The sequence below is a fragment of the Pradoshia sp. Z5_111 genome, assembly GCF_058267535.1.
On record NZ_JBZCPQ010000014.1, the window covers coordinates 1 to 14,919 of the forward strand.

Consider the following 14,919-nt stretch of genomic DNA (forward strand, 5'->3'; position numbering starts at 1 on the left):
TTCATTCACTTCAAAAATATCGATATCATTAATGGAAAGACCTGCCTTATCCAATACCTTTTGTGTTGCCGGGATAATACCTGTCAGCATAATTTCAGGATCTACACCTGCAAGAGCAGTGGCTAGGACCTTCGCTTTTGGCTTTACACCCAATTCCTTAGCTTTTTTTCTGGATGCTACTAATACTGCAGCAGCTCCATCACTGATTTGACTTGAATTCCCTGCCGTTACTCCCCCCTCAGGCATAAATGCAGATGAGAGACTAGCAAGCCGCTCAATGGATGTATCAGCACGTGGTGTTTCATCATCAGCTAAAATACTCTCTTCATTGTCAGCGTTTTTTACGGAAATGGGGACAATTTCATTTTCAAACCTTCCTTCCTTAATGGCCTGAAGGGCTTTTTGGTGACTTTTGTATGAAAAATCATCCATTTCTTCTCTTGAAATTTCCCAGCGCTCTGCAATTAATTCTGCAGAAAACCCCTGAGGTATAATCGTATGTTGATCTAAGAGACTATCACTGAAATCTCCTCCATCGCTTCCCATAGGTATACGATTCATACTTTCCACGCCTGCTGCAATAACACAATCAGACATACCCGCCATTACGGAGTGAGCAGATTGGGCAAGAGTATCCAAACTCGAACCACACATGCGATTCACACTCACACCGCATACCTCGACCGGAAATCCTGCAATCAAGCCGGCTAATCGGCCGATATTATAACCTTGTTCACCAATTTGTGTTACACAGCCCATCTTGATATCTTCAACCTCTATAGGATTAATCCCTGTGCGGTTGATTAATTCTTTTAAAACATGTGCTGCCATCTCATCAGGACGGTTATTCGCAAGTGATCCTTTCTTTCTGCCAATCGACGTTCGAACCGCATCAATAATGACCGCATCCAAATCTTTCATGATTCGCTTCCCTCCTTTACTTAGAAAGTAAATAGATCAATACCGCCCGCAACTGGCAAACCAACTCCTGTAATATAAGAGGCCTCTTTACTTGCTAAGAAGGCTATGGCATTTGCAATATCATCTGGTTCTCCAGGACGTTTAAAGGCAGTTCTGGCAATCATCCGCTCCCGCATAGCCGGGTTTGTCATTTGAAAAGCCTCCGTATTAATAATTCCAGGAACAATCGCATTTACAGTAATATTGTATTTGGCCCCTTCTAAAGCCAACGATTTCGTAAATCCCAAAATCCCTGCTTTTGTCGTTGCATAGCTTGTCTGTCCATATCCGCCCAATGTACCTGCAACAGAAGCCATATTAATGATGCGTCCATATTTTTCGTTCTTCATATATTTCCAGACTGATTTACAACAATTATAGGCACCCGTTAAATTAACATTTAAATCCCTATTCCAATAATCATCATTTTGGTCTTCCAGCCTCGCTGTATGATCCAGCGTTCCAGCATTATTCACCAGAATATCTATGCGGCCATATTGGTCAACCACTTCAGCCATCACCCGTTCAACCTCTTCACGGTTCGTAACATCCATTCGAAAGGCAGACGACTTACGCCCAAGCTCTTTAATTTGTTCAGTCGTTGATTTTGTGAAGATTGTTTTCGATTGAACCATGATTTGTGAAATCGGACCAAGCCCCTCTGATGTTGAATCCAGATTTTCATCATCCTCTATCAGAATATCAGTCACGATTACATCAGCACCTAATGCTGCCAATTTTAGCGCATCTGCTCTGCCAAGCCCTCTGGATGCACCGGTAACAAGAGCTACTTTTCCTTCCAGTGAAAATGACATACTTAATAATCTCCTTTCGATTTAGGCAATGACAGACCGACTGCCACTTCATTAGCAGCAACCTCGATCTCTGCATATGCGTCTTCTTCATACATTTGTTCAATAACTTCTTTATACTTTTCTTCTATTTCTTTAAAACGTACCTTTAAGGACGGAGTCATCTCCCCATCCTCCACAGTCCATTCTTTCGTTACAATGATTAGTTTTTTGGGCTGTTCATAGCGCGCGAATTTATGAGTATTGGATTTTACTTCTCTCGTAATCAATTCCTGTACTTTTTTATTCGTAACCATCTCATTGACAGAACCACGAATGCCCTTCCTTTTGCACCAGCTCTTAAGATTTTCATAATTTAAAGTTAATAAGGCGATTACATACTTCTGATTTTGTCCAACTAAAACGGCATTTTCGATATAAATACTTTGGTGAAGTGCATTTTCCACGGGCTGGGGAGCCACATTCTTTCCCGAAGTAAGTACAATAATCCGCTTCTTTCGATCCACAATTTTTAGGAAGCCATCATCATCAAACTCGCCTATATCGCCAGTCTTGAACCACCCATTTTCAAAGTGTTCCTTGGTTGCCTCTTCATCATGATAGTAACCTTTCATGATACTTGGGCCTTTAACCAGTACCTCACCATCCTCTGAGATATGGACATCCAGGTTGGGCAATGGTTTTCCAACTGTTCCAACTTTGGTTCTGGAAAATGGATTTACGCAGATAACGGGGGAGGTTTCTGTCAGACCATATCCTTCAAGGACCGGAAGATCAACACTCCAGAAAAACTTTCCGATTTCCGGATTTAAAGCTCCTCCACCTGATATAAAGCCTCTGATTCTTCCACCCAGTTGTTTTTTTACTTTTTGATAGACAAGTTTATCAGCTATTTTCCACTTTCTCCTAAACTCTTTCGGTAGTTCACTCTTACGAACCATTACATCTGTAGCACTGGATAAATAATATTGATATCTTGTATCTCCGACTCTAAGTGCCCAGTCAAAAATTTTCCTGCGAATAGGGGTACCGGATTCGACCATCTTTTGAGCCTGGGCATATACTTTTTCAAATAACAATGGGACACTGACTAGGACGGTTGGTTGTACTTCTAGAAGGTTTTGTTGTACGGTATCAATATTTTCTGCATAAGCAATTGTTGCACCAACTGACAAAGGAAAAAATTGACCTGCCATACGTTCAAATATGTGGGATAGTGGTAAGTGGGATAACATGATGTCGTCAGGCCGGGCCTCCAACACCCAAAACTGAACGCCTTCAACATTTGATAAAATATTTCCATGCGTTAACATCGCACCTTTTGGATAACCGGTTGTTCCCGAGGTATGAATAATCGTTGCTAAATCATCTCTCGTTATTGTCTGGAAGCCATCTTCCCAGTTAACTAAAGGATGTTTTTCACCTGCTGACATTAATTGCTCCATTGTCAGCATATCTTCTTTCTCTTTTGCTAAGGAATCACCGGGGTAAAAGATAATCAGTTTTTCGAGAGCAGAATTGCCTTGAATCTTTTGCAGTTGCTTTTGATTCTCTACAAAAAGAAACTTACAATCTGCATTACTGAGAATGTAAGAAATCTGATCAGATGGTAAAGTTGAATGGATTGGCACACTGACTGCGCCCAAACTCATAATTGAAATATCGCTTATGGCCCAGTAAGGATTATTATCAGATAATATAGCTACATGGTCATTAGGACCAACCCCATAATGTGCCAGTCCGGCAGCTGTTTGTGAAACCTGTATCCAAAAATTCCTGTATGTGATCCCCTTATATTCACCCGCTACTTTTACTAAAAAACCATTCTTCTGTGAATTTTTTTGGGCTGTTCTCCAAACCATCTCTACCAAATTTGCAGGTTTCATAAAACACCTCCCTTAGGCCTAAACGTCGTAGAGTCACAAAGACGTTGCCACACACTGTGGCGTTATTGTTCTTTGATCATCTATACAGTTGTTCCAGCCTATCGTTTGATTCAGTTTCGGACATAAGTGATGCTGCTGCAGGAGAGAAAGAGCACTCTCTTGTAGCAGCACCTCCTCTTATGCTTGTCGCGGGTCAACACGATGTGGCGTTTTTAGTCTTTGGTCCACCTTACATCGTTTCAGCTTTTCGCGAGATCCAGCTTCAGGGCCTAACCGCTCGAGTCATAAGTGTAGCTGCTGCAGGAGAGAAAGAGCGCTCTCCTTACGCACCTCCTCTTATGCTTGTCGCGGCTGACCAGGCCCTTCAGCCTTTCTTATAAATATTCCTTTATGTTATATTGTTTCAATATCCCTTCTAGTTTGATGGCTTTGCCGATGTCGCCTTTGATTTTTAGTTTGCCGGACATGAAGGCTACGGTTCCGTTTAGTTTGCCGAGAAGGAATTGGCGGAAGTTTTCGACAGACATGGTGAGTGTACAATCTGCTGGTGTTTCTTCTCCTTCGACTACCTCGGCCTGGCCATCTTGGATATTAAGTTGATAGATTCCTTCTTCGGAGCCGGTGATTGTGAACTGATAGCGTGTCGTAATTCCTTGGATTGGTTGAGGATCACTTTTAAGTGCTTCCTCAATTTTTTCAAAAGACTCTCTTAATGTATAATCTTCAATTGCTTTTCCCATTTTAAAATTCCTCCCTTTATTATTAAAGAATATTTTTTTGATTTTTCAGTTTTATTTAGATGCAGAATTATTGTCCTGCCGTTTCACCACCTCCTGAACGTATATAAAATCATTACACGCGGATACCATATGGTTCATACAGATGACGTGCAATGATTAATTGCTGAATTTGATTAGTCCCTTCAAAAATGTCATAAATTTTTGCGTCACGATATAATTTCTCTACTAGATGTCCCTCAAGACCATATGGACCGAGTATTTCCTGACAGGCTGAAGTGACCTCCAATGCAATCTTTCCACCATAGGCCTTACACATGGCGGCTTCTTTTGCATTCGGTTTTCCCAAATCTGCTTTCCAGGCTGCTTCCCAGGTTAACAAACGAGCTCCCTGAATTTTTTGCTGCATCTCTGGAAGGAGTCTAAGCGCTTGATGATAATGGTTGCCGTGCTGAGGATATTCTCTTTTCACAAAATCCAATGTATATTCATAGGATGCTCTTGCAATTCCGGTAGCCATGGCTGCGATTATCGGCCTAGTGTTATCGAATGTTTTCATAGCGACCCTGAAACCACCTGATCCATCCGCTTTATTGACATAGGCCTCTTCTCCACCTAAAAGGTTTTCGTCCGGAACAAAGCAATCCTCAAATACAAGCTCTGCTGTTTCAGAAGCACGAAGGCCCATTTTTTCCGCTAGCCTCGAGCATGAAAAGCCAGGTGTATCTTTTTCTACGACGAATGCCCGATGCCCGGCTCTACCTAAATTACGGTCTACCGTAGCAAATACAACAACCCAGGAAGCTCTTTTACCGTTTGTAATAAATATCTTCTGTCCGTTTATCACATAACCGCCGTCTACTTTAACAGCTGTGGTCTGTAAACCGGATACATCAGAACCTGCCTCTGGTTCAGTCAAAGCATATGCTCCCCACTTCGGTTTCTCATCTCTGGAGAAAATGGATAAAAAACGTTCCTTTTGTTCCGGTGTCCCACTATGCTGAACAGGCGGACCTCCAAGCCCTGGCCCGGGTAGCGTCAAGGCAATCGCGCAATCTCCCCAGCCTAATTCCTCAGAGGCAATGACTCCCAATCGATTTCCTTGGCGCTCCTTCGCTTTTTTAGAATCTTTTTTCTTTTTATCATCAGTGGACTCTCCGAAAGAAGACATGCTTAAAGAAATTCCGAGTTGATTTACTTTATCCAGCCAATCATCCGGTACTTTCTTTAATTGATCGGCAATCATGGATACCGGCCGTATTTCATTTTCAGCAAACCAATGGACTACTTCCTTAACTTGACTTTGATGCGGCGTCAACTCGTATGTGATCATGGCTCATCCCCCTCTCCTTACCATACATAATCCAGTTTCCGGCTCTGATTTCTAAATCACCCTCTTGTTCAAACCAGCCGACTTGTGCCTGACCGTCCCTCATCCATTTCTCTACGGGATGCTCTTGAACATATCCATGCCCACCAAGGAGCTGTACAGCTGAATCTGTTACATATCGGAGCGATTGATGTGCTTTGTTAAGTGCCTGGATACTGTGGAAAACAGCATCAGATTCACCTTCATCAATTTGTTTTGCCGCATATAAAACAAGATGCCTTGCTGCACCCGTCTGGATAGCCATTTGTGCAAGGTTAAAAGAAACACCCTGGAATTTTGCAATTTCTACCCCAAACGCTTTTCTCTGGGAGGTATATTCAGCTGTGTAATCAAGGGCAGCTGCCATAACACCAATTTCTTTGGCAGCCTCTAATGTTCGTATACGGCTCAATGATTCATCCATCCAATTTTCAGCTTCTATACCACTGGCCAAAACACTCTCGTTGGAAACGCTTACTTCATTTAGCTGAATTCTTGAAAAGCCGGCACTCAATAGCCCCAAACGATAATCACCTTCTAGCACTTTCCATGAATGATTATTTTCTTGGTCTATCCAGAGCAATACTGTTTCTCCATTAGTAGCAGTTCCTGCAATTAATAGATATTCAGCCTTTTTGGCATTTTTCAGCGGACTCGTCTCTCCATCAATGATGTATCCATTGTCTATTTTTTTGATTTGGAGTTTATGTTGATTTGGATAAACAAAGGCGACTGTTGGACAAATTCCCGTTTCACATTGAGCTTGATAAAAAGAAAATGCATTATGTTCCTCTCTAAGTCGAATAAACGAAGCTCCCTCCCCGGCTCCCGGAAGCCCCTGAATAGTATCAAGGTCACCATAGGCAAGCGCCTCAACAATCTGTATCTGGGAAACGAGCGGCAATTCCAGCCCACCGTATGATTGAGGCAGTTCTAAATTTAATAATCCAAGGTCACTCAACTTTCTAACTATGTCCTTACTTACACCCTGATTTTTTTCCGTTTGCCTGGCATAGGGACGGATCTTTTGAATCGCAAAATCCTTTGCTACATTAACAAATGCCTTTTCTTCCTCACTTGGCAAAAAAGAAACCAACTTTCTCCCTCCTTCATATCAATAGTTTATTAATTTGAGAGACTGCTAAATGATCGCATGACCAATCGGTTTAATAATCTAGCAAGATATTCTACATCTGTCTTTTGATGATTTGGTTCCCGGAATTTTTGAATGACGACTTCATTAATTGCTCCAACCATTGCCTGAGAGATGATCTTAACTTCCTGTTCATTCACATTCTCCGGAAACTCCCGGTAGGCAAAAACAAAGATGAGATCCGCGAAACTTTTAAGTGCTTCACGTCTGACCAGTTCTACTTCGAAAGAAACTCCGACTGATTCGAGTAAAATAAAATTGGCAACAGCCTTATTGGAAAAGCAAATTTCCAAATAGCGAAAAATTCCGGCATATGCTTTATAACCAATTCGTGGTTCCCGTAAGGCTGCAAGCTTAATCTCTTCTGCAACTTCTCCAATCAAGCTTTCACAAAGAGCAACAATCAACGTCTCTTTATTGCCGAATTGTTGGTAGAACGTTGTTTTCGAGACATGTGCATACTCAACTATATCCAGGACTGATGTATTCTTGTAGCCTCTTGTAGTAAATAATTGCAAGGCTGCGTATAGCATTTTATCTCTGGCTTCGGTCGGCAGATCATTAACATATAACATTCTTATCATTCCAATCCCATATGTGAGTACGAATACGTATCGGTATCATCATACCTGCACAAAAGGGAAATTTCAACATAATTGACAGAAAATTTAATTTATTTCATTCGACAAAAAAAGAGCCTCCCAAAGTGTATGGGCGTAGCTCTTAAATGAAATGTTTATTTAAATGTCTCAGGATAGATTTTTTCAGCTATCAGTTGCAAGCCTTCTGTTAAACGTGGTCCTGGTCTTGATACTGTGTCATTATCTACATCATAAACCTGCTTATTTTTAACGGCAGGTACCTCGGACCAAGCTTTTCTTCCATATACCTTTTCTTCAGGATTTTCAATATAATAGCCATATGTAGTAAGAATAACATCTGGATTGCGTTCAATGACTTGTTCTTCATTCATTGTTACCCAACCCTCTTGATCAGCGGCAATATTCTCTGCCTGAATGATATCAAGCATTTCGTCTATATAGGTTCCGTTGGCCGCTGTATATAAATCCGGTGAGGAAGATACTTCAATCCAAACCTTCTTCTTATCTTTTATAGCGTTTGCTTTCTCTTTAATTTCCGCTACTTCTTTTTTCATATCTGAAATAATTTCATCAGCTTTGTCTGATGTTCCTGTTGCTTTAGCAATCAATTCAATTGTTCCATATGCACCATCAAACGAATTGGCGTCAGGTACGATAATGACATCAATACCCGCTGTTTGGAATTGTTTAATGGTATCCTTGGCATTATTAAAATGACTGGCGGAAAGCAGTAGGAGATCCGGATTCAATTCCAGCACTTTTTCAATATTGATTTCTAACCCGCCAACCTTAGGTTTATTAGCAGCTTCTGTAGGGAAATTACAATAATCTGATACACCAATGATTTTCTCTCCAATACCTAGTGCATAAACCGTTTCAGTATTGCTTGGCAGCAAGGATACGATGGTTTCCGGCTTTTCCTCAATCTTGATGCTTTCTCCTGATCCATCTCTTACCTCAATAGGAAAGCCAGAGGAGGTTGATTCAGAATTCTCTTTCTTCTGGTTTGAGTCATCTTTAGTTGACGAACACCCAAACATTAACATAGACAGCATAAGCACTAGTATAAATAAAAATAAATGATTTCGCTTTTTTAACATAGTTATTCCCCTTTCCAACATAATAAAAAAACCTTAGCTCGAAAAAAGCTAAGGCGAAAACCCATATTAAAGTAACAGGATTGGACTCGCCCACTTTTCCCTCCGAAAAATAGTATATACGAAAGTAAGAGCAGGTCTCCTGGCTCTACGCATCAATTTACTCTGATTTACCTTCCCATGCTCTAAATCGGGAGCCGGTGGTTTACAAATCATTTCATCCGCGTATACAGTAGCGGGGGCTGCACCGGATTTGAACCGGTTTCCCTATTATCCTAATAAATAAGGCACTCTTACATTATTCAATATTCATATTTTTTATATGATCAGTATCAGTGTTTTCATTATTCTTCTTCATATTCAACATCAGTATGTTCCCTGCAAAATTGTAAAACCATCGATAATTCATCTTCCTCAAGCTCAAAATCCAAAATACTTTGTGTTTCACTTTCTATAAACTCATATTTTGAAATTTGGTCCTGATTTTCATCCATCACATATATAACACGCAACAGAAGACCCTTATCTGTATATAGTTCATCTTCCTCGGGAACGGAAATCTCCAGCAAATATTCGAACCTTTCTCCAGAAAGGATACCAAATGGGTCCTCCAGTTTCTCAACTGTATAACTTTGTATCTCGATCATCTTTATCAACCTTTCTAAAATGCTTATGTCTATTATACATGTTACATCTCTTTATTAAACATTTTACCCAATTATTCAGCTCCATTTAGGAATATTTTTTAATAAGATTCAAAAACTATATTAAAATCACTTAACCCATAGGAGTTTATTATGCGTACTCTATCTGTTCTCACATTGCTCATTATCCAGCTTCTCATTCCATCTGAAACATTTGCAAAGACAGCCTATCTCAGTTTTGATGATGGTCCCTCAAATATCACACAGGAAATCCTGGATATCCTCAAAGTCCAGGATGTCAAAGCAACCTTTTTTGTAACGGGAACAGCCAGCCCTGGACATATGTATTTATATAAAGATATTGTAAAAAGAGGACACGCTCTTGGATTGCATTCCTATTCTCATAATTATTCCAAAATTTATCGATCGAAGGATACATTTTTCAAAGACATTATTCAGCTGGAAGAATTCCTGAAAAAGGAAGTAGGCGAAAGTCCAAAAATTTTGCGGTTTCCCGGCGGCTCAAATAATTATGTCGCAAAACAATATGCCGGTACTGATTTAATGGATCAATTAAAGACTGAGGTAGTAAAAAGAGGATATAAATATTATGATTGGAACTGTGATGCTAACGATGGATTAAATCCTCCGATTCCAGAAAAAAAATTACTAAAATTAATTATGCAAGGGGTAGATGAAAAAGAAAATCTCTATATCCTCCTGCATGATTTTAACGGTAATACAACAATCGTGGATGGACTTCCGGAAATTATTCGCCGTCTGAAACATAAGGGATATACCTTCAAGATTATGGACGAATCAACACCATCCCTGGAATTTTAATTTTATTAAATGAAGAATATCATAACATACTGGAATTTCTTTATACTTATATCTGGGCATGTAGGCATATGTTGCAGCGCTGCCGGAAGAGTTTTCCCCACGACTATAGTTTACAAAAAAACGCCCTTTTCATTTGGGCGTTTTGTTTTTTATTATTCGACTACAAGGTAATTGCCATGTTCCATATTGATTACGTATTCTGGCTTTGGTGGCTTACCTCCGTGCTCCTTGATTTTCGCTTTATGGCCAGCGATGTGCTCAGGACTCTTTTCCCATGCTTTCCATGCATCTTCTGATTCCCAGCGGATGATCATGACAACTTCCTCTTGCCCACGTGTTGTTTTTTTCACTAACAACTCCCGGCTGATAAAACCTTCACGCTGTTCAATTAACGACGGACCTTGATCTGGCTTCTTTCTGAAGCGTTCCAATACCTTGTCTGAATTTCCCTCTGTCACTATCCACTTACGGATTTGAACAAACATACTTAATCGCCCCTTATTAAAGGAGCATGTCCCACTTGAGACATGCTCCTTGATATGAAGATTATTTTAATTCATTTAAGATTTCATCTAATTTTTCTGCTTCAGTCGTTACACCGTTACTTGAGAAGTACCAGTTAACACCGTCTAAGTAGACAATTTTGCCTTCTTTGTAAGCACTAGTTTTTTTGATAATATCATTTTCAATATCTTTTTTAATTGTTTCTACATCAGAAGCTGTACGGTCGATAATCAATAATACTTCAGGATTGACAGAAAGGATTGACTCATATGAGAAATCAGAACCGTGAGAAGATGCTTCGATATCAGTTGTTGCTGGCTTGAAGCCAAAGTCATTGTAAACATATGCGAAACGGGAATCTTCACCATTGTCGAAACCAGAGATTTTCTTGTCATTATACATCGCTACTAATGCATTTTCATAACCAGCAGCTTTTTCTTTTACTGCATCAACTTTCGCTTGTAATGAAGCTTTCAATTCTTTGCCCTTTTCTTCTTTATCGAAGATTTTAGCTGCTAAATCTACTGTTTCAAATACACCGTCTATGTAGCTTTCGTTGTCAGAACCGATGAAAATAACGTTTGGTGTAATTTCTTTTAATTGTTCATAAAACGGTGTTTGGCGGCCAGAGATGAAAATAACATCCGGCTCAGCAGCTGCTACTGCTTCAAAATCGATTTGCTTTAATGTCCCTACATCGGCAACACCATCAGTAACATATTTTTCTTTTAAGTGCGCTGGCATATTGCCTTTACCGCCGCCTGCAGCCACTCCTACGATTCCCTCAACACCCATTGCATCAAGTGTATCTAAGAACCCATAGTCAAGTGTAACGATGCGTTCAGGCATTTTATCTAATGTTACATCATCAAAAGCAGTTTTTTTACCTTCTTCGTCTTCACGAGATTCGGTTAAAGAAGATACTGTCATTGGGAATTGAGAACTTTCAGTAGTTCCCTTTTCTTCTGTTTGTTCAGAAGACTCTCCTGTTGTTGATTCTTCGCCTGTATTACAAGCTGTCAGCGCTAATGTTAACGCTGCCATAGCAGTTAATAACTTCCACTTCTTCATCCTTTGTCTCCTCCTAAAATACGTTGTTTTTTTAATTGAAAACGATTATCATTTTCACTCGACATTCTCATTCTAAATGAGAATCACAAAATATGTCAACAGTTTTGAAGTGTTTGATAATTTTTTTAGCATAGCTGTCAATCAAGCCAAGCATCTTAAATAGCTAGGAGGTGACTCAACATAACAAAGGACCTCAAAATAATCAATTACTTTGAGGTCCTCTGGAAAATTTGGTAAAACTTAACTTAATTAAGATCTTACTGATCTATCTTAAAATATTTACCGGAACACTTCCTCAGAAATTAATGTGAATTAAAGTATACACATATACGACATCCATCTTGCTCTTGTACAGGAATATGCATGTCATATACATCACGCAAGGATTCTGAGTTAATAATCTCATGCGCTGGACCATCCTTTATCAGACGCCCATCCTTTAACGCTACGATGCGATCAGAGTATACAGAAGCAAAGTTGATATCATGCAAGACAATTACAACCGTTTTCCCTAACTCATCTACCAGCTTGCGCAGTATTTTCATAATTTGTACAGAGTGTTTCATATCCAGATTGTTTAATGGCTCATCTAGTAAAATATAATCCGTATCTTGTGCAATAACCATTGAAATAAAGGCACGTTGTTTTTGACCGCCTGATAATTCATCCAACAGCTTATCCTGCATTTCTGTGAGATTTAAATATTCCAGAGCTTGATCGACAATTCGTTCATCCTCTGCATTCAGCCGCCCTTTTGAATATGGATAGCGTCCAAAAGAAACAAGCTCGCGTACAGTTAAACGAATATTCAAGTGATTGGCCTGCCTTAAGATAGCCACCCGCTTTGCAAAAGCATCTGATTTCATTTTCTTAACATCAGTTTGATCTAAAAATACTTCACCTGTATCAGCATCTAAGAGACGGCTCACCATTGATAATAACGTCGATTTACCTGCGCCATTTGGACCAATAAAAGAAGTGATGGCTCTTGGTTGGATTTGCAATGTTACATTTTCAATAACAGATTTTTTCCCAAAGCTTTTAGAAAGCCCTTTAATATCAATCATCCTGCTTTCCTACTTTCCCTTAGTAATAAGTAAATAAAGTAAATCCCACCGACAAAGTTAATGACGACACTAATGGTCGTATTCAAATGGAAAACATGCTGGACAAGAAATTGTCCTCCGACAAGTGCAATGATACTGATCAAGCTTGCTCCAATAATTAATATGGAATGCTTATATGTAGCCAAATATTGATAGGCCAAATTCGCTACAATTAACCCTAAGAATGTAACAGGGCCAACCAGTGCGGTAGAAGTAGCGATTAAAATGGACGATAGAATCAGTACTCTCAGTACGATTTTGTCATAGCTGACACCAAGGTTAATCGCATTATCTCGACCTAGTGATACAACATCTAAATCACGTAATAATCGATATCCGTAGATAAAGGCGGCAGATAAAATAACAATAGCAATGCCCAGTAATTCCGTCTTCACGTTCATAAAGCTAGCAAACAAGCGAGCCTGCAAACTTTCATATTCCACAGGATCTATTAGAACCTGCATGAACGTTACCAAACTTCCCAGTAATGTTCCAAGTATCATACCTGCTAATAATAGAAGAAAAATCGGATATTTATCTGCTCTGAATAAAAAACGATACAAGATCAATGCGAATGCTACCATCGCAATGATTGCTACACCAAAGTTTAAGTAACGGCTTACAACGAAGATTGAAGCTGACCCTGCCGTAAAATAAATGACTGTTTGAACAACTTCATACATCGAGTCAATCCCCATAACAGATGGTGTTAACAAACGATTATGTGTGATGGTTTGGAAGATAACAGTTGCATACGCAATTGCCGTTCCGGTAATAACCATAGCAACTATGCGCTCAATACGCTTTGGAAAGGCGTAACTAAAACCGCCCTGAATATTATAGAAAGCAAATAAAGCCATACATCCAATTGCAATAACAGCCAAAATAATTAGCCTTACACTATTTTTTCGCATATGCTTTCCCCCTAAACAACATAATTAAGAAGATCGCACTGCCAATTACTGCAACTGTAGTATTTACAGGTATCTCATATGGATGGACAATCAATCGGCTTAGAATATCACATGCCAATAAGAATGCCGCCCCCATAAATATTGTATGAGGGATTGTTTTACGTAAGTTATCGCCCAGATAAAGAGAAACCAGATTCGGTACAATCAAACCCAAAAACGGAATAATCCCAACCGTTAATATAACTGTTGTAGAAATCACCGATACAATGACAAGACCAATGTTTAACACGGTACGATAACTTAACCCCAAATTTTTTGCGAAATCTTCACCCATACCTGCTACTGTAAATTTATTCGCATATATATAAGCAAAAATAATTGCTGGAACCGCTACATACAACAGTTCATAGCGTCCTGAAACAATCAAGGTAAAGCTCCCCAAGAAAAACGTATCTACATTTTGCAAAACATCCGCTTCATATCCAATGAATGTTGAAATCGCCCCGATGATATTACCGTACATAATCCCGATTAGAGGGACGAATATGACATCTTTAAATTTAATGCGCTCAAGTAAATTCATAAAAATAAATGTACCGATTAATGCGAATGCAAAACTAAATAATATTTGCCCCATATAGGACATATTAGTAAAAAACACCATAGAGACAATGACACCTAGTTTTGCTGCATCTAGCGTGCCTGCCGTTGTCGGTGATACAAACTTGTTTCGGCTTAAGCTTTGCATAATTAAGCCTGCAATTCCCATTCCTGCACCAGCTAAAATAATGGCCATTAACCGAGGTAATCGACTCATCAAGAAGATTTGCGTCTTGTCTGATTCCAAATCAAGCAAATCGCTCGGTTTAATATCAATAGCCCCTATAAATAGCGAAATAAAGGATAGGATAATAGTTGCTAATACTAACATCCATAGTCTCATTTGCAATCCCCGTCAAATTAGTTTCTCAACAACATTATTGATAATGATAATCACTATTGAGTCGCCTTTAATTATAGTCAATGAAAATAGTAAAATCAACAACTAGCGATAATGATTATCAATGATAAAATGAAAATTTAGGAAAATTGTAACGATTTTAAGCTCCTTAAAAAGCTCTTCTAAAATAATACTCCTTTAAGTAACGATAGCTGTAATGAATCATCAACTATGGTTTTTGTAATGGGAAATTCTAAAAAGCATCCCTACTAATTAAATGG

Annotated in this window: 16 protein-coding genes and 1 riboswitch; of the genes, 2 read left to right on the plus strand and 14 right to left on the minus strand. The window is 39.3% G+C overall.

All coding sequences use genetic code 11. From position 1 onward, the window contains the following. From AC4D4A_RS17820 to AC4D4A_RS17830, 3 genes are all read right to left on the minus strand, one after another. A partial coding sequence (locus AC4D4A_RS17820; protein ID WP_490997096.1) for a thiolase family protein occupies nt 1–921 on the minus strand: 921 nt, incomplete at its 3' end. Between the two features lie 20 nt (nt 922–941). Next, nucleotides 942–1,775: an SDR family NAD(P)-dependent oxidoreductase gene (locus AC4D4A_RS17825; RefSeq protein WP_490997097.1), complete on the minus strand. Its 834-nt coding sequence runs from the start codon at nt 1,773–1,775 to the stop codon at nt 942–944. A 2-nt stretch (nt 1,776–1,777) separates the two neighbouring features. After that, nucleotides 1,778–3,658: an AMP-dependent synthetase/ligase gene (locus tag AC4D4A_RS17830; protein WP_490997098.1), complete on the minus strand. Its 1,881-nt coding sequence runs from the start codon at nt 3,656–3,658 to the stop codon at nt 1,778–1,780. A 44-nt stretch (nt 3,659–3,702) separates the two neighbouring features. Between AC4D4A_RS17830 and AC4D4A_RS17835 the strand changes: the two genes are divergently transcribed. Further along, on the plus strand, nt 3,703–4,038 hold the full coding sequence (locus AC4D4A_RS17835; protein WP_490997099.1) for a hypothetical protein: 336 nt from the start codon (nt 3,703–3,705) through the stop codon (nt 4,036–4,038). On the opposite strand, the gene AC4D4A_RS17840 is transcribed toward AC4D4A_RS17835, so the two are convergent. The 6 genes from AC4D4A_RS17840 to AC4D4A_RS17865 all read right to left on the minus strand — a co-directional run bounded on the left by AC4D4A_RS17840 (nt 4,033) and on the right by AC4D4A_RS17865 (nt 9,263). Beyond that, on the minus strand, nt 4,033–4,398 hold the full coding sequence (locus tag AC4D4A_RS17840; protein ID WP_490997100.1) for an SCP2 sterol-binding domain-containing protein: 366 nt from the start codon (nt 4,396–4,398) through the stop codon (nt 4,033–4,035). The two genes, AC4D4A_RS17835 and AC4D4A_RS17840, sit on opposite strands and share 6 nt — an antisense overlap. Before the next feature lie 112 nt (nt 4,399–4,510). Next, nucleotides 4,511–5,728: an acyl-CoA dehydrogenase family protein gene (locus AC4D4A_RS17845; protein ID WP_490997101.1), complete on the minus strand. Its 1,218-nt coding sequence runs from the start codon at nt 5,726–5,728 to the stop codon at nt 4,511–4,513. Further along, a complete protein-coding gene (locus tag AC4D4A_RS17850) occupies nt 5,688–6,860 on the minus strand; it encodes an acyl-CoA dehydrogenase family protein (RefSeq protein WP_490997102.1) in 1,173 nt (390 codons plus the stop codon). The genes AC4D4A_RS17845 and AC4D4A_RS17850 overlap by 41 nt, the downstream gene beginning before the upstream one ends. Before the next feature lie 29 nt (nt 6,861–6,889). Next, nucleotides 6,890–7,501: a TetR/AcrR family transcriptional regulator gene (locus AC4D4A_RS17855; protein ID WP_490997103.1), complete on the minus strand. Its 612-nt coding sequence runs from the start codon at nt 7,499–7,501 to the stop codon at nt 6,890–6,892. Between the two features lie 152 nt (nt 7,502–7,653). After that, nucleotides 7,654–8,619 (minus strand): ABC transporter substrate-binding protein, encoded by a 966-nt coding sequence (locus AC4D4A_RS17860; protein ID WP_490997104.1) that lies wholly within the window; start codon nt 8,617–8,619, stop codon nt 7,654–7,656. Between the two features lie 112 nt (nt 8,620–8,731). Then, nucleotides 8,732–8,926, minus strand: a riboswitch (cobalamin riboswitch). Nucleotides 8,927–8,960: 34 nt separating this feature from the next. Then, nucleotides 8,961–9,263 carry a DUF6509 family protein gene (locus AC4D4A_RS17865; protein ID WP_490997105.1) on the minus strand — a complete coding sequence of 101 codons (303 nt, stop codon included), beginning with the start codon at nt 9,261–9,263 and terminating at the stop codon, nt 8,961–8,963. Nucleotides 9,264–9,413: 150 nt separating this feature from the next. On the opposite strand from AC4D4A_RS17865, the gene AC4D4A_RS17870 reads away from it, so the two are divergent. Then, the gene (locus AC4D4A_RS17870; protein ID WP_490997106.1) at nt 9,414–10,103 is read left to right on the plus strand and encodes a polysaccharide deacetylase family protein; all 690 of its coding nucleotides are present in this window, start codon (nt 9,414–9,416) and stop codon (nt 10,101–10,103) included. Between the two features lie 152 nt (nt 10,104–10,255). Here AC4D4A_RS17870 and AC4D4A_RS17875 read toward each other — a convergent pair whose 3' ends face one another. The 5 genes from AC4D4A_RS17875 to AC4D4A_RS17895 form a co-directional block, all read right to left on the minus strand. Continuing rightward, nucleotides 10,256–10,588 carry an antibiotic biosynthesis monooxygenase family protein gene (locus tag AC4D4A_RS17875; protein WP_490997107.1) on the minus strand — a complete coding sequence of 111 codons (333 nt, stop codon included), beginning with the start codon at nt 10,586–10,588 and terminating at the stop codon, nt 10,256–10,258. A gap of 61 nt (nt 10,589–10,649) precedes the next feature. After that, nucleotides 10,650–11,678: a siderophore ABC transporter substrate-binding protein gene (locus AC4D4A_RS17880; RefSeq protein WP_490997108.1), complete on the minus strand. Its 1,029-nt coding sequence runs from the start codon at nt 11,676–11,678 to the stop codon at nt 10,650–10,652. Between the two features lie 302 nt (nt 11,679–11,980). Next, nucleotides 11,981–12,745 (minus strand): iron ABC transporter ATP-binding protein, encoded by a 765-nt coding sequence (locus tag AC4D4A_RS17885; protein ID WP_490997109.1) that lies wholly within the window; start codon nt 12,743–12,745, stop codon nt 11,981–11,983. Then, nucleotides 12,742–13,698: an iron chelate uptake ABC transporter family permease subunit gene (locus AC4D4A_RS17890; protein WP_490997110.1), complete on the minus strand. Its 957-nt coding sequence runs from the start codon at nt 13,696–13,698 to the stop codon at nt 12,742–12,744. Before AC4D4A_RS17890 ends, AC4D4A_RS17885 begins: the two co-directional genes overlap by 4 nt. Further along, nucleotides 13,685–14,641: an ABC transporter permease gene (locus AC4D4A_RS17895; RefSeq protein ID WP_490997111.1), complete on the minus strand. Its 957-nt coding sequence runs from the start codon at nt 14,639–14,641 to the stop codon at nt 13,685–13,687. Before AC4D4A_RS17895 ends, AC4D4A_RS17890 begins: the two co-directional genes overlap by 14 nt. Nucleotides 14,642–14,919 lie beyond the last annotated feature (278 nt).

Coding starts and splice junctions, on each gene's coding strand:
- AC4D4A_RS17825 (WP_490997097.1), bottom strand. CDS start 1,775: ATGTCATTTTCACTGGAAGGAAAAGTAGCTCTTGTTACCGGTGCATCC.
- AC4D4A_RS17830 (WP_490997098.1), bottom strand. CDS start 3,658: ATGAAACCTGCAAATTTGGTAGAGATGGTTTGGAGAACAGCCCAAAAA.
- AC4D4A_RS17840 (WP_490997100.1), bottom strand. CDS start 4,398: ATGGGAAAAGCAATTGAAGATTATACATTAAGAGAGTCTTTTGAAAAA.
- AC4D4A_RS17845 (WP_490997101.1), bottom strand. CDS start 5,728: ATGATCACATACGAGTTGACGCCGCATCAAAGTCAAGTTAAGGAAGTA.
- AC4D4A_RS17855 (WP_490997103.1), bottom strand. CDS start 7,501: ATGATAAGAATGTTATATGTTAATGATCTGCCGACCGAAGCCAGAGAT.
- AC4D4A_RS17860 (WP_490997104.1), bottom strand. CDS start 8,619: ATGTTAAAAAAGCGAAATCATTTATTTTTATTTATACTAGTGCTTATG.
- AC4D4A_RS17865 (WP_490997105.1), bottom strand. CDS start 9,263: ATGATCGAGATACAAAGTTATACAGTTGAGAAACTGGAGGACCCATTT.
- AC4D4A_RS17870 (WP_490997106.1), top strand. CDS start 9,414: ATGCGTACTCTATCTGTTCTCACATTGCTCATTATCCAGCTTCTCATT.
- AC4D4A_RS17875 (WP_490997107.1), bottom strand. CDS start 10,588: ATGTTTGTTCAAATCCGTAAGTGGATAGTGACAGAGGGAAATTCAGAC.
- AC4D4A_RS17880 (WP_490997108.1), bottom strand. CDS start 11,678: ATGAAGAAGTGGAAGTTATTAACTGCTATGGCAGCGTTAACATTAGCG.
- AC4D4A_RS17885 (WP_490997109.1), bottom strand. CDS start 12,745: ATGATTGATATTAAAGGGCTTTCTAAAAGCTTTGGGAAAAAATCTGTT.
- AC4D4A_RS17890 (WP_490997110.1), bottom strand. CDS start 13,698: ATGCGAAAAAATAGTGTAAGGCTAATTATTTTGGCTGTTATTGCAATT.
- AC4D4A_RS17895 (WP_490997111.1), bottom strand. CDS start 14,641: ATGAGACTATGGATGTTAGTATTAGCAACTATTATCCTATCCTTTATT.